The sequence below is a fragment of the Neobacillus cucumis genome (genome assembly GCF_016908975.1).
GTDB lineage: Bacteria > Bacillota > Bacilli > Bacillales > Cytobacillaceae > Neobacillus > Neobacillus cucumis.
Map to the genome: position 1 here is coordinate 30410 of NZ_JAFBEX010000031.1, position 19441 is coordinate 49850.

Below are 19441 nucleotides of genomic sequence, written 5' to 3' on the forward strand. Positions count from 1 at the left end.
GGACAATTACAGCTAGTACAAAAAATAATGCAATTCTTGCATTGGAGCCAAAACCTTAATATGTATGTTCGTACTCCTTGCTGTGCAGTGTGGTTAATGAATTTGCTTTTAATCAAAATCAAAATATGATTTAACTCAGCCCAATTACAAGAATTCCTACATATTCAAGGATTCCATTAAATATATTCTAGGGGATATTTTATGTAAAGGGAGGCTCAATTATATGAATAACTTTCCTTCTATTTGTGAACAATTTGCTAAAATTCTTAATGGAAAAAAAACATAAAACAAGATGTTTGTTCTGTTTCATTACATCGCAATTTTAAGGTAAAGGTTCAAGGGCGCCTGAGTAGTTCTGTTGTGCCAGTAGGGGTCTTATTTGAATCAATGGATCAAAGCGGTAATGCGTTATGCTTGGCTGAAATTGCGATTTTAGAAGAAGAGATCCCTGGCTTTATGTATTCGATCGTCCAACATGGGATGATTATTAAGTGCTTTGCATAATCACTGGTTATATACTGAGCCTTCGATTATGTATATTCACATCCAAACTATTGAGCCTCCATTAAATTTTGCAAAAAAAATGGCACATTCATTTTCATTCTTAAGCAGTTATCCAGTTGCTTAAATTTGTTTCACGAACGGGTAGTTTGAATTGGGCGACAAAATGGACTGACTGCAAAGCAATAGCTTTTTTTTCATCATGAAGCCGAAAAACTGGATAAAAAATTAGTATTTTAACGTTTTTATTATTAATAAAATCTTTGGATAAAGTTATCCTAAACGGGCATTATAATATTCGAAGGGGAACAAAAAGTGATGATGAAAATTCATCAATTATTGAAATGAGGTGTCTGTCGCAGACAAGTTCCGTTTCAAATAAGCAGCTTCCTAACGTTCTACCGTCATCCAATCTTTATACGATGAAAACCATATAAAGAATACAAGGGGATGGTTAGCTTGAACAAAGATCACTCTTTATACAAACACTAACATTTTAAAAAATGAGGTGTTTATCAAAGAAAGAGACCTAAGTGAACGAATATAAGGAGCATTCCCCTTCAAGAAGGCAGGATTCCATGCGGGTCCTGTCTTTCTTTATAATACAGGAAGGGCGTCTAATCCATCTTCAGTCCTACATAAAGGGCTCCGTTTTCGGGTGCCATTTTATGTAACAATTTTATTATTCTTTATAAGCTAGTCGATAAAAAGCTGCTGATTCCGGCAACGGGATCAAGAAGGTCCGCATTATCGGTTTGGGGATCAGGTTAAGTACCCGATCTGATAAATAGACGGAAAAATTCCGCTTAATAAGTAATTATAATAAAAATTAGCTTATATAGACGGAGAGATTCCGCCTATTGACTCGAAAAATGCGAAAATAGGGAATTTTGCTTGGCATAACCGGAAATCCTCCGTTTATTTACCCCGAAACGAGCTCCTATGCTACATTTAAACGGAAAATCTCCGCTTATTTCACTCTCGATGGTTACTCGATTAAGGACAAGACATCTTATTTAAAATGGTGCATAATGGTGAACTGTGGGATTTTTATACTGAGATTTTCTATTAGGATGTACAAGGTAAAAAACAGTTTAAAACTTTTATGATTCCCTTAAAAAAGGTCTATACATTTTTCTTTTTTTTGGTTATACTGTATTACAACAACAGAAAAAATAACGAACTGTATTAATAAAGGAGGAGTTATAATGTTAATGAGTCCAGTTGAATTTTTCCGCAATTTACCAAAAAAGGAATGTACTAAATGCGGGAAGCATATGCAAGAGCAAGCAGAAAGTTATTTGATGGATTGTGACCAATGTAACTCCAAAAAAGAAGAGTAAAGTTTTTTAACCCTCCAGCATTGCTGGAGGGTTTTTTACTTTTATAACAATAATTTACCGGAACTATCTCCTCACTTATCTGACCCATATAAAAAATAAACAACTGACCCTTTTATACAGGTCGGTTTGTTTATATAATTCAACCAAAGAAAAAAAGGGGAGATAAATATGGAGATAACACCAGTAGTACTAGTAGCAGAAAGAGTAAAGATACAGCCTCTGGAAGATTCTCACGTACAGGAATTATTTGATGCGGGAAACCATCCAGATATATGGGCATACATGCCAATGAAGGTTCAATCGATTGAAGATATGAAGTACCTTGTGAATAGAGCACTTCAAGCGAGAGAGCAAGGAAGCGAATTTCCTTTTGTTATCTTGGATAAGGACTCGGGGAGGATTGTCGGAAGCACTCGTTTTCTTAATATATCCATACCAAACCGTAACTTGGAAATTGGTTTTACATGGCTGTCTCCAACTGTTTGGCGAACCAGAATAAATACAGAATGTAAGAATCTTCTTTTGAAACACTGTTTTGAGACACTTGGGACCATTCGTGTTCAGTTGAAAACAGATAGTCGAAATATGCGGTCTCAGCAGGCAATTGAACGGCTCGGTGCAGTAAAAGAAGGAGTGCTTCGGAATCATATGGTTATGCCTGACGGTTATTTAAGAGACTCTGTGTATTACAGTGTAATCGACCAAGAATGGGTGCTAGTGAAAGACAAATTGGAGAGTATGCTACGATAATCGTGTATTTTCGAAGAGTTGTTATGGGTGCTAATGTTAAAGATGGGATGGCATTGGCGATTCCATCTTTTTATTGTGCTAACTGAGGGAGTGGAAGAAGGATTTTATTTATAATGTATAGAAGTCAGTTAATAAAGGAGTGATTTTAATGATTTATGAATTTAAAGAGAAAGAAAAGAAAAATGGTCCATATTTTTCAGTTAGGGATAACGGTGAAAATTCATTAATAGAGGTAGAAAGAAAAGGTAACCAGGTAGAAATCGTAACATATGTACGGAATGATAAAACAACTAAATTTACCATGCCGTTAGAAATGTTTGAAAGAATGACCAAAAGAATTCTTCAAGAATAACACAAATTTTTATTGTATCAATATATTCAATAAGTGAAGCAAGCAACCATTATAGGTGGCTTTTTTTTTAAAACTTACTCGAGTTAAGTTCAACAAGGTACCGATTCAATTCAGTATAGATAACCGAATTTTGTTGGCGGTACCCCGTTAACCAAGGTCTTAGCCACAGGTTTAACATAATTAAATAAAGAACAAAAAAGAAACACTGAAATCTCAGCGTGCTTCTTAATGACTATGTGACATGCTCCTACTTCTAATACCAATATGATTAATACTATAAACCCATAATGCATTTAGCAGTAATAAAGCACTTGTAGTGAAGAACACATAATGTATGCCAAAGAATGCTGCCATTTGCCCTCCTAATACAGATCCTCCGAGAGTACCAATATACTGTGCAGATTGATTATACCCGAAAATACGACCAACAATTTCATCTGGTGCACTTTTTCGGACAAGGTTGTTAATGGATGGCAATAATCCAGCTGTCGCAAGACCAAGACAGAAGCGCAGTCCCATGAGTTCCCATGGTGTTTTCACAAATGCTTGTGGAATAAAGATAATTCCAGCAACAATAAGTGCTCCGATCAATATTTTTCTTGAACCAATGCGGTCAGCAAGCTTACCTAATCGTGGAGCAGCGATTACATTAGCTAAACCGGCAGCTGCCACCACCATTCCCGCTATCATAGATAAATGGGCTGCATGTGGTGATAATTCTTTTACATAAACTGTAATTAATGGCTGAATGGACATATTGGCAATTTGCAAAATAAAGGTGCTAGCAAACAATGAAATTAGCAATCTCGTATCAGGAACTCGCTTCCAAACTTGGTTAAAGGCTAACGGTGTTTTATGAACAGGTGTAAATTCTTCTTTTACCAAAAATAGAACGGCACAGAAGCCAATTAACAATAACACGCTTGTTACAACAAAACAGCTTCGAATTCCAAAGAATTCTGTAATAACTCCCCCCATTAAAGGACCTAAAAGTCCGCCACTAACGGAGCCTGTTGAAAGTGTACCGAGTGCCCAGCCTGAATTTTTCTTCGGTGTTTGTGTTGCAACTAAGGTAACCGCAGCAGAAATGTAACCAGAAACGGCCCCCATTAACATCCGTAATGCGAGTAATTCATAAACGTTTTGTACAAATGCCATCATAAAAACGACAAGGGCCATTCCAAGGCTTGCACGGAGTAACATTAGTTTTCTGCCCTTTTTATCTGCAAGTTTTCCCCATATAGGCGAAACAATGGCAGAGATTAAAAAGGTGGAACCAAAAATCAATCCAGACCATTTTTCAATATCTGAAGTTGCGTGTACCCCTAGCTGATCTATATATAATGGTAGCATAGGGGATATTTGACTCATCCCTGCGGCGGTCACAAATGAACCGAACCAACAAACAAATAAATTTCTTTTCCAAATCTCCATAAGAACACCTTTCTTACTATTTAAAATTTATTTCGACTTCCAAAATAATTTATATGCTTAATCATACTCCAAATAATTGATAACGACTAATATATATATTACTATTTGCTTATAGGTTGAGGACTATCAATAGAGGTGGACACATGGATTTCTTACAATTAAGGTATTTTCAAACCGTTGCCAATCTTGAACATATGACAAAGGCTGCTAAAGAGCTTACGATTGCACAACCATCACTGAGCCAAACCATTTCTCGTTTAGAGGAAGAGCTGGGTTTTGCCCTTTTTGATCGAGAGGGAAGGAATATTAAACTAAACCAATTTGGGAAAATTTTTTTAAAAGGAGTAGATAGAGCTTTTTCTGAATTAGAATCTGCCAAGCTTGAAATGGCGGAACTCGCAGGAGAGAGTAGGAATCAAATTTCACTTTCGGTCATGCATATTCCATTATTGCCGAATATTATTAGTCAATTTCGTAAGACCTATCCATTCGTCAATTTTCAAGTAAGTATGCATGCTCCTTTGCGACTGGTGGATCAATTGGAAAAAGGGGAAATCGATTTATGTGTGACGTACTTTCCTATTGAGCAAGAAGGAATCAGCTGGATTAATCTTATGGAGGATGAGGTATTCATTGTAGTCCCGGATACCCATCATTTGGCTAGGAGAGATAGCATTCAGTTAAAGGAAGTGGCAGATGAACAATTTATTCACAGAGAGCCGACAAATCCCTTCAGAATGCTAACAGATGCTTTTTGTGAAAAAGCAGGATTCACACCGAAAATCGCCTTTGAACTCGAAGAACCGGGATCCATTCATAACTATGTTGAAGAGGGCTTGGGAATATCCTTTTTAACCGAGCATACCCTTCGCTATTCACACTATGAAAAAATTGTTCCATTGCACATTGAACAGCCTGTCTGTACAAGAACGATAGGGATGGCATGGAAAACGGAGCGGTATACTCCAAAGGTTGTTCGGGAATTCCGCGAATTTATGATTGGATATTTTAAGGAATTAAGCTAAATGAAGCTAAGAAAAATATGTAGAATAATCGAATAAAATGGAAATGAAATCTATGTTAGGAAATACCAAAAAACGGGAAAAAATAAATAACTGAAAATTCAAATACGTTATTTCGGATAATAAGTGTACAGTGCACTTTTTAGACAAACCTTAATCGATTGGAGGACAATAAAATGAGAATTTATAAACCTGAATGGCTTTCACTTAGCAAGGAAATAAAGTTGAAACTTATTCGTTTAGCAGTATTAGAAAACGAAATGAGATCCTCAAAATAGTTAATAGGCATAGGGGAATAGATTCATTTAAAGATGATCTTCCCCTTTTTTTATTGGGCATCTTTTCATATTGTGCTAACGTCACGGGTGGTAATTATTCATATTTTGTTTAATAAACGAGTATTTGGGGAAAACAAGGAGTTGTAGCTACGGCTCCTTTTTCTTGTTCCATTTCTGGAGCAGGATAAGTGGGTGTATTCAGCAATACTTACGTGATAAAATAAATTAAAAATTTTATTAGTATTAAGTATATTATTTGATTGAATTGCTGGAGGGGGGATTTAAGTTGCATAGAAATAAAGAATTACACTCGTTTCTATTGTCTAAGGCAAGAAATCTTACAGAGGAATGGTATAATTCGCTAGATAAAAATGACCCGTCAGGAGTTTATGCCTCGGATGACCCTAATGTCATCAATGCTTTAAAAAAACAAAACTTTGAGTTCCATTTACATCTTTGTGAAGCTTTTATTAAAGAGGAAAAAGCCTTCCTTGAAGACTTTCAAAAATGGATCCGGTCGATTGCTCAAGATCCGCAGCATTTAAACACACCAATCCAATTTATGTTAAGAGAATTTTTCAGGGTGCGGGAACAGTATCTTGATTATATTAAAGATTTTGTTTCTCTACATACGGGTGAGTTTCCTAATGAGGTGATAGATAGCTGGAATCGACTGATTCTAAAAGCATTTGATAAAGTTATGTTGCGTTTTGTCGAAGAGCATCAATACTGTTTACAACAAAAACTATCTGCTCAACAGGAACTTATACAGGAGTTAAGTTCTCCGGTTATTTCTCTTAATAACGAGATAGCGTTACTTCCTCTTGTGGGCGACATAGATTCAAGACGGGCAAAGTTAATGCTTGAAAATACATTGAACCAGTGTGCCAATCTTGGGGTGAATTTTCTTGTTATTGATTTATCAGGCGTTCCAATGATTGATACAATGGTAGCACAGCAAATTTTTCAACTGATAAAAGGATTAAGATTAATGGGGGTGACGGCTACCCTTTCAGGAGTTAGAGCTGAGATAGCACAAACGGCGGTACAGCTAGGACTCGAATTTAATGGTGTTTCCACATATTCTACTCTACGCCAAGCACTGGATTCGTATGCAATCATAAAAAGATAACATATTTTTTACAGTTTAACAATCCTGTAGATCGATATTTTCCGTCTTTGAAAAAATATGACTCATCAGTAAGATATGAGTATAGACACCACTCTAATATTCAAAGATTTTAAATCTAAAGGGGCAATCGCAACCCTTTGATTATTCCAGCTAACGTTCGTAAGGCTTAATATAATGCCAAACATGGACAGACTCTTTTTAGAGTCTGTTTTTTAATTTTCTTAGAAGGTGGACCTAAGAGAATAAGATGAATAGTTTTATCCTCTTTTCTTAAAAAGCTTTGTAAAAAGGTTACGAAAAAAGTTCTTTTTAGGTGCTTCGACCAGATTTTCAACAGTGAGCTGATGATGTTTGGCGAGAAAATTCCAAATGATTTCTGTTGCATTTGGTCCTAATGGGTCGGTATATGAACCATTTGAGCTCCCGCCAGACCATGCGTGCCCCATTTGATCGATCATCCATAGTTCCATTAAAAGTTGACCGTCTCCATCAACGTATATATGTTTAGTACAACTTTTTCCATTGATAAGGTCAGACTTGACCTGGTGAGGTGTAATATCAGCTCTTCCTGTACCACCTTCTACAAGAAAATTAGTTTGTGCCCACTGTATGATAACCTGTTGTCCATTAATCGGATGTACAACCGTATCGCAGATACCATGGAAAACAATAACAGGCATTTTCTTCTTAAATTTTCCCATTTCCTGAAAGGCGCTGTTACCGCATGCATAGGGATCCGAAACACCTTTTTGCATGCTCTCTGTGGCAGCCTTAGCCATTGGATCGGTTAGAAAAAATACATTCGCAGCATCATAGGGAAGTCCCGCACACACTCCAATACCGCTAAATACATCTGGATAGGTAACTCCAAGAATACAAGCGAGTGCCGCACCTGCAGATAAGCCAACTGCGTACACCTTACTTGAATCAATGAGGTAAGTACCTTTAATCTGATTGATAATCGCATTAATTAACCCAGGATGTCCCTCTCCACGGTGCTGATTTTTATCCAAAAACCAGTTCCAGCAGCCAAAAGGGTTATAAGCAGCAGGATTCGAAGGTTTAAACAGGTGGTTCATGTCAGGATAGAGTACGAAAAAGTTTTCTTTTTCAGCAAGGTAGTTCATATTTGTTCCAGCAGCAAAATCATCTGGATTTTGTTCACATCCATGAAGCATCACCATCAACGGGGTATCTTTTTTCGCTTGATATTCGCTCGGAACATAAAGTTTGTACCTGAAATCCTGATATGAAAAATTTAGAAATTCCCCCAACCGTATCAACCTTCCTTAACTTAAACTATATGTTTCCATTATACTTTTAAATTTTACAATTTATATAAAAGATAGCAGACGATTCAATATTTGAAGCAATAAGATGCTGCTCAACCTCCTACTATGTATTTTAAGAGACGAAAGAGGAATGTAAATCCTACTATTTTCCTTTAGCTTTTATATCTATAGTAGTAATAATGGATTATTGTATAAATCTGTTTCTATTCCATAAACAAAAAAGGAAACAGTTATTCAACTGATTCCTTTTTTGTTTATTTGTGGATCTTACATTAGGACCTTCCTGCTTCAGCCCTTGCTGTTGTTGCGTAATCTGGGAATGTTGGGTCTGACAAAGGCGCTAATAACTTCGGCTGGTCAGGATTCTCTTTTAAGTTTTGGTTGGACAGTGATCGGATTTGGTTTTTTATCTTTTCGATGTTTTCTGGAGAGGCAATGCTTTTCATTTGATTAATGACTTTGGTGCGAGATTCCTTATTCCTCAACAGGTAAGCGGCGCCACCTATGGCTAATGTGCCAACAATCTTATTTATCATGTATCTCATCCTCCTTGTCGATATGTTTATACCCTTTAATCCTATTGTTAAACAATATCATTGTAGGGGTTATTTTTTTATTTAGGTGATAGGGGGTTAGAGTTTTTAATTTCAAATTGAATTCTTTATAGGTATTTATGTAAAGTAATTATAAAGTGTGACAAACGGAATTTAGTTGCTGAAGAAAGACCACCCTAGAGGGTTAATTCTTTCCCATTTTGCTCTTTATTCTTATATTTCCACTCCCCGTTTGGTTTTATCCCAGCTATTGTCAAAAGGACTATAAATTCTTTTCATAAAAAATAAGTGTCAAGTATTTGGTTATTTGTTGTTCACCTGTTTTTATATAGCCAAGTTTTTCATAAAAATGGCGATTTCTACGGTTGTCTTTAGGTGTATCAAGTGACCATTTTTTTACATGAGGGAATTGTTTTTCTAATTCCTGTAATATTTTTGATCCCAAACCTTTATTTTGAAATTCAGACCCAAGGAAAATACGATACAAATAATAATGATCTTTTGTTTGCTTTACAACACAGATTCCACCTGCAAGCCTGCCATCAACGAATATAGAATAGTGTAAGGAGGTTTGCATTTTTAAAATAAAATAATTCAATGATTCAGCAGCTGGACTTTGAAAATAATCCTTATATTTGATTAAGTCGGAATGAAAAGCTTCTTTTTGTAACTTTAACAATTCGTATGCTTCCATATGCTTTGATGGTATAATTTTAAATTTCAATTTCTCCACCTCTTATGCCATTTCTGTCATTATATGAGCATCTGATTTATTGTTCAGTTAATTTTGTGATAAATTCCTCTGTTATAGGAAATAAGGGCTAACATTTTAATTAAATTTGTTCATTTATCGTGAGCTTGATTGAGATAAGTAATCTGTACCTTTGCAAATATCTTGAAATACAAACCTTAAAAAATTTCGTGAGTTCGGAAACGGCATTATCAAAAAAATTTAACGTAGAATGACGGCCTTCCAAGGGAGAAATTTAAGATAATAAAACGGTATTATAGAAAGGAATATTAACATTTCTAGATAGATGAAGTGAATGTTGATTTTGACCTACTTTTCAATGTTGATACAGCCTGACCACATTAAACGGTAATTCTAATGATAATCTGCTGAACTAAACTCAATTCTTTTTTACCCCACTGTAAGTAAATAATTTCATATTCTACTAAAAAGTCTCACTCTACTAATGTTGTCCATAGGATTTCACAATTAGAAATAGGCACCTAAATCAGTAACAGTGACCTAATTTGAATCATACCTTGTTGAAGAGAGTACCAGAGATATTTATGTTTTTCCAAACAAAAATAAAAATGATCTTAATGAAACTCTCAGTTTAATATCTGTTTTAAGATATTTATATAGGGGGGGTAACTTTGCAAAATTTTCAAAATGAATTACAAATGTTGGGCATGGATCAATACCAAGTGGGGGGGCTAATCCCAATTAATCCTTATGGACAACAATATCTAGAAGATCCTCGTCATTTCGGACGCTGTGGAGGAGGATTTCATTGTGGAGGATTCCATTGCGGGGGATTCCATTGTGGAGGATTCCGTTGCGGCGGATTTGGTTGTGGAGGATTTGGATGTGGCGGATTCAGATGCGGAAGTTGTGTTGGAATTGGTATCGGTTTTATATAAAAAGTATTAACAGGGGCTGCAGCCCAAAAGTTAGGATGAAATCTAGCTTTTGGGCCGCCGTTCTTTTTAAATTGACATCACAATAATAGATATAAGAAATAACATCATATGAATTACCGAGTATCTAAACATCCCTTTCGCCCAATGTTCTTCGTTTCGTGTAGCAAATCCTCTAATAGATAAGATGATCCATCCGATATTTAAAAGTGTCATAAATCCGATGAAAAACAAACCAAGAGATTTCATGAAGAATGGGATTGGAATCAAACAAATCAGATAAAATAGAAGGTGTATTTTCGTTTTCTTGATACCCGATACAACAGGTAACATAGCAAATCCTGCCCGTTTGTAATCATCAAATCTTCGTATGGCGATGGAATAAGTATGGGGCATTTGCCAAATGAATACGATGATTGCCAACATCATAGGAATAAGTTGAAAACTACTAGAAATCACAGACCAACCGATTAACGGTGTAACGCATCCTGATACGGCACCAATAATCGTGTTCCATGAGTATTTTTGTTTGCTCCAAAATGTATACAAGACCACATAAAAAAACCAACCAAGGAATGAAAATAGTAACACTTCGGCATTAGTAAAAAGCAATATTAAAAATCCGATTATGCTTGTTGTAACTCCTAAAGTTAAAACAAACTTCTTGCTGAACTCTCCAGTAGCACTCGGTCTTTTTTTAGTTCGTTCCATTAATTTATCTAAATCGGCTTCGTACCAATTATTCAACATTAAAGCACCAGCAATGACAAAAGCACTTCCTATTAATGTAACAAAGAAAGAGGCAATATGTTCAGCAAGTGGAAGATGATTGATATGCGAAGATAAAAAATATCCTGCCAACACTGGAAGCACATTGATAACAAAGACTTTCCCTTTAATGAGGCTGATTAGGTTTTTAAAGAAATTCTTAGGTGTTTTAGTTTCCATTTGATTCGTATATACCCCTCTCTCTCTTTTTCTATCCAACAGACTATTCATTTTAACACAAATATTCTTCGAATGCCTATGGTTTGATTTTCTAGTAACACTTCAAGTTCTGTCGTCATATACTTAATGCTATTTTTAAGTTTCTTAACTCATTAAAGAATTGAATTTGGTGATAAACAATTGTTCATTATCCCTATTACCTAGGTCTCTACAAAGATCTACCATTTGACCAGAATATCAACCTAAAAATCAGAAAAATTGAATATTTCGTTGACAATTCAATAAGGTTTAGCTAAAATAAAGTCGTTATCAACGGGAGTAACTCTTTAGGAGGCTTCACCAATGATACATTTTAGGCTATTTTTAGCTAGAATTGTATTATGTGATGTTTGCTAAAGAGTTTTTTTGTGTCATCATATAATAACATCTATAGGTGATCAATGAGAGCTACTCTTTAAGAGGCTTCATCAATGATACAGTTTTACGCTATCTTTAGCTAGAATAATATTTTCGTTAATATCTTTAGGAGGTAGTTGAAATGTTTAAAATGTTTCAAAAGAAAAGCAAAAACGTCGAAATTTATGCACCTGTTACCGGTCGTATGATGAACTTAGAAAATGTTCCTGACAAAGTTTTCGGTTCCAAAATGATGGGTGATGGAGTAGCATTCGAATTGGACGAAGATCTCGTTTGTGCACCATGTGAGGGGACTATTACTTTAGTGGCAGAAACGTTACATGCTTTTGGTATTACAGCAGAAAATGGTGCAGAAATATTAATTCATATTGGGCTGGATACAGTTAACTTGAATGGTCAAGGGTTTCAAAAACTTGTAGACCAGGGAGAAAAAGTAAAAAAAGGAACGCCAATTCTTCGTGTTGACCGTAGTTCCCTAAAGGAAAAAAATATCATACTGACAACACCAATGGTTATTACGAATAGTGCAGATTATGATCTAAATGTTTTAGAGAATAATGAGGTTCTTTCAGGAGAAACGGTAGTTATTAGTTGCACCAAAAAATAGAAAATAGATTAAAAAAGGTAGAGGATCTCTACGGAAGTTATTAAGAAAATAAATAACAATGCAGCTATTTTTAGTGATAGTGCAGGTAATGAATTAGTAGCTATTTTGGTACTAGCAATGGCTTTCCTTCTATTCCTTATAATAATGTGAAAAGAACCGTTTCTGCGGTTCTTTTTTTTATAATTAAAGTAATTCCTCATGACTCTGATTTGTCAGAAAATGGACTTTATGTAGAATCAGTCATCTCTATATCCTATTTCTCATAAGGTATCATTTCAAAAATAGGATCTTTTTTTAACAAATTTTTTTAACAGACTCATTAGAAAAAGCCCTTATATGAGGGCTTAATCAATTCTTATTAGAAGAAATTTGCAAATTGCTAAAAAATTCTTGAACCTGTTCGGGAGTTTTGGCATTTGCACTGTGTAAATGAGCAAGTTTTTCTCCATTTTTAAACACTAATAGGGAAGGAATCCCCATCACCTGTTGTGCTTCGGAAATCTCAGGGAAGTCATCACTGTCAATCTTAAACCATTGTTTATCTTGATTTTCGTCAATAATTTCATCAATAAACATGTTTAATCTTTTGCAGTCGGGGCACCAGGTAGTGGTGAAAATGCCAACAGATATCTGGTCCTGAGAAATTTGTTCACGATAATCTTTTTCTGATTTGATTTCTTTCATAAAACGACACCTCTCTTTCTATCTACCTATTCCATACAAATAAGGTAGTGATTTAATACTATAATAATCCAAATAGGAAAACAAATAACATGTTTAGGGATCAACAAAAAATAAGAATAACGATAGTTAAGAAAAGAGGCAATGAAAAGGGGAATTTCCTATCGAGAGAAATGTGGATCGGAAGAAGATATTGGTGCATTAAGAAGAGCATGCGAACTATAAAAATGGGAGTTCACTCTTTTTTAAAAAAACTGCCCCCAATTATTAGGGCAGTTTATTATTTTAGTTAGACCTCATCTGAAAGCTCATGTATCTCCATAATCGAAAGAAGTATGAAAGACCTTTAGATGTTTTCGGCCCAATCTTTATCACTTATAGTTTTAATATCATTAGTCAACTTTTGTAGCTGGAACCAAGAGAATTTCACTTACATTAACCGTATCGGGTGTACTTATGGCGTATGCTACTGCATCTGCTACATCTTCTGATTTTAAACCGATAGTATGTTGAAGATTCTCTATCCATTTACGTCTATCAGGATTACTAATGGTTGTATAAAGCTCAGTATCTACCGTTCCTGGAGAGATCAGCGTGCTGCGAATTTTGTTTTTCCTCTCCTCCTGTCGCAAAGTTTCCATGATGGCACGAACAGCAAACTTGGTCCCACTATAAACGGCACCTTCTTGAAAAACAACATGTCCAGCTTCAGAGGCAGTCGTAACAATATGACCAAATTGTTGTTTTTGCATGATGGGCAACACGGCAGCTATTCCATTTAAAACACCCATGATATTGATGTCCAACATTTGACGCCATTCCTCTATACGCAAGTCAGAAAGCGGAGCTTGCGGCATGATCCCAGCGTTATTGAATAGCACATCTATACGGCCATATTTTTCTCTTGCCAAATCGATAACCGATTGAACCTCGTCTTTATTGGTTACATCTGCAACAGCATAAGTAATATCAGTGTTTGGTAATGATTCAACAAGTGCTTTCAAGCGGTCTTCACGACGAGCCGCAATGACTAGTTTTGCTCCTTGTTCACCCAGTTTCTTGGTGGTTGCTTCACCAATTCCACTTGATGCACCCATAATGACAACTATTTTATCTTGAATTGTAGACATAAATGATAAACATCCTTTCATTATTAAAAAGACAATTTTCTTACACACAGTTAATCAAAAACATCATTGATAGCTTAAACAACATCTGTTTATAATTATAAAGAGAAATAAAGTGCTTTCAATCGTTAAATAATCTTAATTAGTTGTATAATCAACAAATAAACCAAAAATGTTGATTATTTATAAGGGATTTTTTTAAGAACTTTAGGTACCAAGAATTTTTTTCTATTTTGTAGTCCAAAGCCCTACATTGGTTAGTAGCCAATTCAACGCAATTCGTTGTTTATCCAACAAAGTAATCTATAAGAAAGTATGGTGATGTAACAATGCCGAAAGTAGATAGAAGAGTACTCAAAACTCAACAGGCGATAAAAAAGGCAATTCTTGAACTTATGAGTGAAAAGAAATTTGATGACATTACCATTCAGGATATTTCTGACAGGGCAAATGTGAATCGAAGTACTGTTTATCTGCATTACTTGGATAAATACGATCTACTAGATAAGATGATAGATGAATATATAAACGAGCTTAAGGAAACAAGTGAATGGGCATGTCAAGAGGAATGGGTAGATGCCATCCAGATATTTTTTGAATACTTTGAGAAGAATTATTTATTCTTTTCAACGATGTTGGCGAGCAAAGAAGCAACTCCATCTTTTCGTAGTAAGTTCCTAGAGTATTCAATCGAAGGATTCAAGGAAGAGTTGCACAAAACAAATGGAAAAAATGAAGGTCTAAGTGAAGATACTATCGTTACATTTGCTGCAAATGCGTATGTAGGGGCGTTGGAAAAATGGCTAAAGGATGGGATGCCTTCTCCGCCTATTGTAATGGCAAAGGAATTGGGGATTTTGCTAGAGAGGATTCTATAGTTATAAGAAAAGGCTAGGTATTTTCCATACCTAGCCTTTTCTTATTTGGAAACTATTTTGGAAAGTTGTTGTGTAGGAGTCAACATGTAGGTTCTAAGTAAAATAGTTACCAAACCTAATATTAATGATAGGATTCCCACTAACACAACGTATTGTGTCCCCATTGCTGTTATAAATAACCCGCCTACAGTAGCACCCAATGTTGTTCCTACGTTACAGGATGATATAAATAATCCATTGGCAAAATCAGGTGCTTCGGGAGCGGAAGAAGCAATCAAATATTGATTAATATTGGCCATTATTCCTCCAGCCAATATGCCCCAAATGATCGTTATCATTAACATTGGTACGGTAGACTGTCCTGATAAGAAAAAAATGATATAAACGACACCCATTAACAAAGGAAAAAATACTACAGATTTGCTGGGGCTATGAGTAAGCAATCTTCCTGAGACAATGTTTCCAATAATATTAGCTCCACCAAAAATGAATAACGTTAAACTAATGATATTCGGAGACATATTCGTTACTGTTTTCAAATAATCAGCGATATAACTATAAACACCAAATACAGCCGAGTTTAATAAAATAACAGTCACGATGGAAACCCATATAATGGGTTTTTTTAATACAGCAAGTTGCGTGCCATAAGAAATCTTTTCTTCAACAGGGATAGATGGTACAAAAATCAATGTAGCAATGAACATTAAAGCATTAACAATGGCAAAGAACGCCATAGCCATTTCAAATGAAACGGCATTATTAATAAAACTTGCAATCGGTACACCTGCAACCATGCCTGCAGATACTCCTATAAATACTTTAGCAACGGCTTTCGGAGCATCTTCCTCACGTACGGAAGATGCAGCTACCGTAAATGCCATGGAACAATAAATAGGATGAAAAAGGCCAAGCAATATTCGAATAATTAATAGATTGGTAAAGTTAGATGTAAATATGGATACAATATTTCCTAAAACGAAGACTCCTAATACAAGTATCATGACCTTCTTACGATTTATACTTGAAAACAATAACGGCATTGTAGGGCCAGATACTGCGATTGCAATGGCAAAAAAACTAACGGCCAATCCTGCTGTTGATATGCTTACATGAAAATGCTCAGCTATGGAAGGCAATAACCCGATAACTCCCATTTCGGTATTTAAGATGCCGAAAACTCCTATAGTCAATATAAAAATCAATAAATTATTTCGTTCTTCCAAAAAAATACACCCCCACTTTACTAATGATAAAGTTTACAAACCCTTCATGTTGTTTAAACAACGTCTGTCTATCATTATATAAAGTAACGGGCTATTTTCAATCGCTAATTCCATGCGATTTGATGTTTATTCAACAAATGAATCGAAATTGTTGATTATCTGCAGGAATAATTGTTGATTTTAACATGTTTAAAGTGGGTGAGGAAAAACTTATATTGTGAAGAATTGTACCTAAGCTAAAAGGTAGCAATAGTGAAAAAGGCAGCGGAATAATGTACTGCACCCCAAAAGTTAGAGTGAAATCTAATTTTTGGGGTGTTTCTTTATGGCTAAGTATAGTGAAGGATTTAAGTTAATGTTAGTAAAGGAGTATCAAGAAGGTAAATTAGGATATAGGTTTTTAGCACAAAAGCATAATATGAAGGACCATACTCGCATTATGAGATGGGTAAAAGTTTACGAAAAATTTGGAGAGAAAGGTTTAATGAAAAAGGAGAGTAAGGAAACTTACTCTGTTCAATTCAAGCTGGATGTATTAAGCTTTATGAAAAGAACAGGTTCTTCAGAGGTTGATACAGCCCTTCATTTTGGGTTAACTAACCCTTCTATGATAGCTTCGTGGAAGAAAGCCTATGTGGAGGGTGGTGCCGAGGCCCTGGATAGACCGAAAGGACAGCCATCCATGTCAGGTAAAGCTAAGAACAGCGGAAATAAAAAAATTACAGAAGAAAAAGAATTAACATACGAACAAAAATTGGAGAGAGAAACGAACTTCTTCGTTTGGAGGTAGAATACTTAAAAAAGTTGCGAGCTTTTCAGATGGATCCGAAAGGCTATCTCGAAAAGCACAAGCAGCTCTATCATTCGAACTCAAAGAAACCTTCAAATTAAAAGATGTTTTACATATGGTCGGCATTCCAGAATCCTCTTATCATTATCATATAAAAATGATGAAGAAGGAAAATTCAGACCAAGAGTTAGAGGAAATTATTCATTCCATTTTCGAAGAACATAACGGAAATTATGGTTATCGTCGTATTCAATTAGAATTGGAAAACCGTGGGTTAGAAGTGAATCATAAGAAGGTGCAACGCATCATGAATAAACTCGGAATCAAAGGAGATAAATTCACTTTAAAATCACGCAAATACAGTTCTTACAAGGGTACCACTGGTGCTGTTGCCAAGAACCGTATCAATCGTCGCTTTCATACAAACGTGTGTCATCAAAAATTAACCACCGATTTTACAGAGTTAAAGTGTTCAGACAATGTAAAACTGTATCTAAGTCCAATAATGGATATGTTCAATGGTGAAATTCTATCTTACGGGATAAGTATGCTCCCAACCTTAGAATTAGCGCTCAAGCCTCTTGAGGAAGCACTAGAAATCGTAAAAAATTCAACGTTCAGAACGACCATACATTCTGATCAAGGATGGCATTATCAACATAATAAATGGGTAAAAACGCTAAAAGAAAACAAGGTGTTCCAGAGTATGTCGCGAAAAGGAAACTGTTTAGATAATTCGCCCATGGAGAACTTTTTCGGCTTATTGAAACAAGAAATGTATTACGGAGAAGCACTGTGCACATTTGAGGCATTAAAAAAGAGAATCTAAGAATATATCAATTATTATAATAACAAGCGTATAAAGCAAAAATTGGCAGGCATGAGTCCGGTACAATACCATATCCACACCAGCCAATTAGTTGCATAATATAAAACTCTAACTTTCGGGGGTCACCTCATTTCCGTTGCTTTTTCACATTTCTAAAAGTATTTTTTATAACATCATCAACTCATACCTTCCTCGCCTTTTAATTTAATTCCAACGAATTTCCAACGATCCCTTTCATTTATAATTTGAAAGTCAATTTCTATTGGAATAGGATATTGAAAGATTGGCCCATCATATACAAAGGTATGGTACTCGCCGTACTCTCCACATGGGTCTACATCAGGAGGCAATGCTTCCAGCCATTCTTTTGTCAAGTTTTTTCCTAAAAACTCGGACGATAATTTTGTTGAATCTATGGATATGACAGCAGCTTTCCATCCTTCTTCCACTAATTGTCGAGCTAATGTTTCCGTATTTCTTCCCCATAAGGGCAGCAGCAATTCAAATCCGTATTTCGCGAGTAATTTTTCTTTATAGGTCTTAACCTCTTCCAAAAATAAGTCACCATATGCGATTTTTGTAACACCGAAATGTTTATTGAAATAAACCATGGTACTGATTAAACCATCTTCGAAATTCTCTGTGGTAAAATCGCTCATTTTTATTTTGTATAGAGGCAGTCCGATGGCTTCTGCTTGTTTTTCTACTAGCTGTTCATCAATGTGGTGACTAGTGACGTTTCCATTGTTCGTACAGGTTGTCACTAACGATATGATTTTATACCTTGGATCCTTTAACAATTGCTTGACTAAGAAAACGGAGTCTTTTCCGGATGAAAAGGCAACTACGATATTTTCAAGGATTGATTCTTCCATGGTCTCATCCTTTCTCAGATGATTATTAAGTCATCTTCTTTCTCTATAGTTATTCTAATGTCCAATATATTGTGGCGTCCATCTATTTAAAAGATTGGTTCAAATTTGATTAAAAATATGATGATCAAACGAAGCTTTTTTTTATTGAAAAATATCAACTCTATGATTGAAAGAGTAGTATATGGAATTGTGTCGGGAGTTGGGGCGGCAAGTGTGGATGCCGTTTATGGACTTATTGCAGGGCTTTGTTTAACTTTTATTACAAAATTTTTTATAGAAGAGCAGTTTTGGTTTCATTTAGCAGGGGGAGCATTCCTCTGTTATTTAGGAATAAAAATAGCCATATCTAAAGCATCGGAAAACCCTGCACAAGTCGAAGGTCAGCATTTATTTGGGGAATATGCCTCAGTTTTTCTAACAAACCCTATGACCATATTTCCTTTTGATGGCATTTTTTCCGGATTGGGACTTACTCAAGCTAATGAAAGATCAGTGGTCACTTTAGTTTTAGGTGTATTTATTGGCTCAGGAATTTGGTGGCTTATACTATGTTTTGTTGTGGGGCTTTTCAAGGAAGCTCTAAAAAAACAAACCTTAATATGGATTAACCGATTATCGGATCTTATCATTTTTTTATTTGGAATATATTCCTTTTGGTTATAGCACTACCATGAAAATTAACTTCTGTAAGGACCGAAAAATGGCAACACTTAAATAGACGCAGCTCATTCAACTTTTTTAAAAGGGTAGGAGCGTCT

21 protein-coding genes and 1 pseudogene are annotated in these 19441 nt (G+C 35.4%); 13 read left to right on the top strand and 9 right to left on the bottom strand.

What is annotated here, in order from left to right; all coding sequences use genetic code 11:
- The first annotated feature begins 223 nt into the window (after window positions 1-223).
- The 4 genes and pseudogenes from JOC76_RS26205 (at window position 224) to JOC76_RS26220 (ending at window position 2946) form a co-directional block, all read left to right on the top strand.
- Window positions 224-628, top strand: a pseudogene (locus JOC76_RS26205) (DUF1259 domain-containing protein).
- Window positions 629-1709: 1081 nt separating this feature from the next.
- The gene (yhfH, locus tag JOC76_RS26210) at window positions 1710-1844 is read left to right on the top strand and encodes a protein YhfH (protein ID WP_205181757.1); all 135 of its coding nucleotides are present in this window, start codon (window positions 1710-1712) and stop codon (window positions 1842-1844) included.
- Window positions 1845-2012: 168 nt separating this feature from the next.
- Window positions 2013-2594, top strand: coding sequence for a GNAT family N-acetyltransferase (locus tag JOC76_RS26215; RefSeq protein WP_205181758.1), 582 nt, complete (start codon window positions 2013-2015; stop codon window positions 2592-2594).
- A gap of 148 nt (window positions 2595-2742) precedes the next feature.
- The gene (locus tag JOC76_RS26220) at window positions 2743-2946 is read left to right on the top strand and encodes a hypothetical protein (RefSeq protein WP_205181759.1); all 204 of its coding nucleotides are present in this window, start codon (window positions 2743-2745) and stop codon (window positions 2944-2946) included.
- Between the two features lie 225 nt (window positions 2947-3171).
- On the opposite strand, the gene JOC76_RS26225 is transcribed toward JOC76_RS26220, so the two are convergent.
- Window positions 3172-4380: a multidrug efflux MFS transporter gene (locus JOC76_RS26225; RefSeq protein ID WP_205181760.1), complete on the bottom strand. Its 1209-nt coding sequence runs from the start codon at window positions 4378-4380 to the stop codon at window positions 3172-3174.
- 143 nt (window positions 4381-4523) lie between these two features.
- On the opposite strand from JOC76_RS26225, the gene JOC76_RS26230 reads away from it, so the two are divergent.
- A complete protein-coding gene (locus tag JOC76_RS26230; protein ID WP_205181761.1) occupies window positions 4524-5405 on the top strand; it encodes a LysR family transcriptional regulator in 882 nt (293 codons plus the stop codon).
- Window positions 5406-5966: 561 nt separating this feature from the next.
- Window positions 5967-6812 carry an STAS domain-containing protein gene (locus JOC76_RS26235; RefSeq protein WP_205181762.1) on the top strand — a complete coding sequence of 282 codons (846 nt, stop codon included), beginning with the start codon at window positions 5967-5969 and terminating at the stop codon, window positions 6810-6812.
- Window positions 6813-7069: 257 nt separating this feature from the next.
- Here JOC76_RS26235 and JOC76_RS26240 read toward each other — a convergent pair whose 3' ends face one another.
- The 3 genes from JOC76_RS26240 to JOC76_RS26250 form a co-directional block, all read right to left on the bottom strand.
- A complete protein-coding gene (locus JOC76_RS26240) occupies window positions 7070-8086 on the bottom strand; it encodes an extracellular catalytic domain type 1 short-chain-length polyhydroxyalkanoate depolymerase (protein ID WP_205181763.1) in 1017 nt (338 codons plus the stop codon).
- 290 nt (window positions 8087-8376) lie between these two features.
- Entirely contained in the window at window positions 8377-8640 is a 264-nt protein-coding gene (locus tag JOC76_RS26245) for a hypothetical protein (protein WP_205181780.1), read from the bottom strand.
- A 280-nt stretch (window positions 8641-8920) separates the two neighbouring features.
- The gene (locus JOC76_RS26250) at window positions 8921-9382 is read right to left on the bottom strand and encodes a GNAT family N-acetyltransferase (protein ID WP_205181764.1); all 462 of its coding nucleotides are present in this window, start codon (window positions 9380-9382) and stop codon (window positions 8921-8923) included.
- A 695-nt stretch (window positions 9383-10077) separates the two neighbouring features.
- Between JOC76_RS26250 and JOC76_RS30980 the strand changes: the two genes are divergently transcribed.
- Complete coding sequence (locus JOC76_RS30980) at window positions 10078-10308, top strand: hypothetical protein (protein ID WP_372442015.1); 231 nt, start codon at window positions 10078-10080, stop codon at window positions 10306-10308.
- A 66-nt stretch (window positions 10309-10374) separates the two neighbouring features.
- Here JOC76_RS30980 and cyoE read toward each other — a convergent pair whose 3' ends face one another.
- Entirely contained in the window at window positions 10375-11253 is an 879-nt protein-coding gene (gene cyoE, locus JOC76_RS26260) for a heme o synthase (RefSeq protein WP_205181766.1), read from the bottom strand.
- A gap of 538 nt (window positions 11254-11791) precedes the next feature.
- On the opposite strand from cyoE, the gene JOC76_RS26265 reads away from it, so the two are divergent.
- Complete coding sequence (locus JOC76_RS26265; protein ID WP_205181767.1) at window positions 11792-12277, top strand: PTS sugar transporter subunit IIA; 486 nt, start codon at window positions 11792-11794, stop codon at window positions 12275-12277.
- Between the two features lie 348 nt (window positions 12278-12625).
- On the opposite strand, the gene JOC76_RS26270 is transcribed toward JOC76_RS26265, so the two are convergent.
- Window positions 12626-12961: a thioredoxin family protein gene (locus JOC76_RS26270; RefSeq protein WP_205181768.1), complete on the bottom strand. Its 336-nt coding sequence runs from the start codon at window positions 12959-12961 to the stop codon at window positions 12626-12628.
- A gap of 389 nt (window positions 12962-13350) precedes the next feature.
- Complete coding sequence (locus JOC76_RS26275; protein WP_205181769.1) at window positions 13351-14088, bottom strand: SDR family oxidoreductase; 738 nt, start codon at window positions 14086-14088, stop codon at window positions 13351-13353.
- A gap of 326 nt (window positions 14089-14414) precedes the next feature.
- On the opposite strand from JOC76_RS26275, the gene JOC76_RS26280 reads away from it, so the two are divergent.
- Window positions 14415-14963, top strand: coding sequence for a TetR/AcrR family transcriptional regulator (locus JOC76_RS26280; RefSeq protein ID WP_205181770.1), 549 nt, complete (start codon window positions 14415-14417; stop codon window positions 14961-14963).
- Between the two features lie 41 nt (window positions 14964-15004).
- On the opposite strand, the gene JOC76_RS26285 is transcribed toward JOC76_RS26280, so the two are convergent.
- Window positions 15005-16189 (bottom strand): MFS transporter, encoded by a 1185-nt coding sequence (locus JOC76_RS26285; protein ID WP_205181771.1) that lies wholly within the window; start codon window positions 16187-16189, stop codon window positions 15005-15007.
- A 325-nt stretch (window positions 16190-16514) separates the two neighbouring features.
- Here JOC76_RS26285 and JOC76_RS26290 point away from each other — a divergent pair, with 325 nt between their 5' ends.
- The 3 genes from JOC76_RS26290 to JOC76_RS30985 are packed head-to-tail and all read left to right on the top strand — an operon-like array spanning window position 16515 to window position 17907.
- Window positions 16515-16979, top strand: coding sequence for a helix-turn-helix domain-containing protein (locus tag JOC76_RS26290; RefSeq protein ID WP_205181772.1), 465 nt, complete (start codon window positions 16515-16517; stop codon window positions 16977-16979).
- 1 nt (window position 16980) lies between these two features.
- Window positions 16981-17808: an IS3 family transposase gene (locus JOC76_RS26295; RefSeq protein ID WP_205181778.1), complete on the top strand. Its 828-nt coding sequence runs from the start codon at window positions 16981-16983 to the stop codon at window positions 17806-17808.
- 6 nt (window positions 17809-17814) lie between these two features.
- The gene (locus JOC76_RS30985) at window positions 17815-17907 is read left to right on the top strand and encodes an IS3 family transposase (RefSeq protein ID WP_205181779.1); all 93 of its coding nucleotides are present in this window, start codon (window positions 17815-17817) and stop codon (window positions 17905-17907) included.
- Between the two features lie 77 nt (window positions 17908-17984).
- On the opposite strand, the gene JOC76_RS26305 is transcribed toward JOC76_RS30985, so the two are convergent.
- The gene (locus JOC76_RS26305) at window positions 17985-18683 is read right to left on the bottom strand and encodes a Dph6-related ATP pyrophosphatase (protein WP_205181773.1); all 699 of its coding nucleotides are present in this window, start codon (window positions 18681-18683) and stop codon (window positions 17985-17987) included.
- A gap of 105 nt (window positions 18684-18788) precedes the next feature.
- On the opposite strand from JOC76_RS26305, the gene JOC76_RS26310 reads away from it, so the two are divergent.
- Window positions 18789-19346 carry a LysE family translocator gene (locus tag JOC76_RS26310; protein WP_205181774.1) on the top strand — a complete coding sequence of 186 codons (558 nt, stop codon included), beginning with the start codon at window positions 18789-18791 and terminating at the stop codon, window positions 19344-19346.
- Window positions 19347-19441 lie beyond the last annotated feature (95 nt).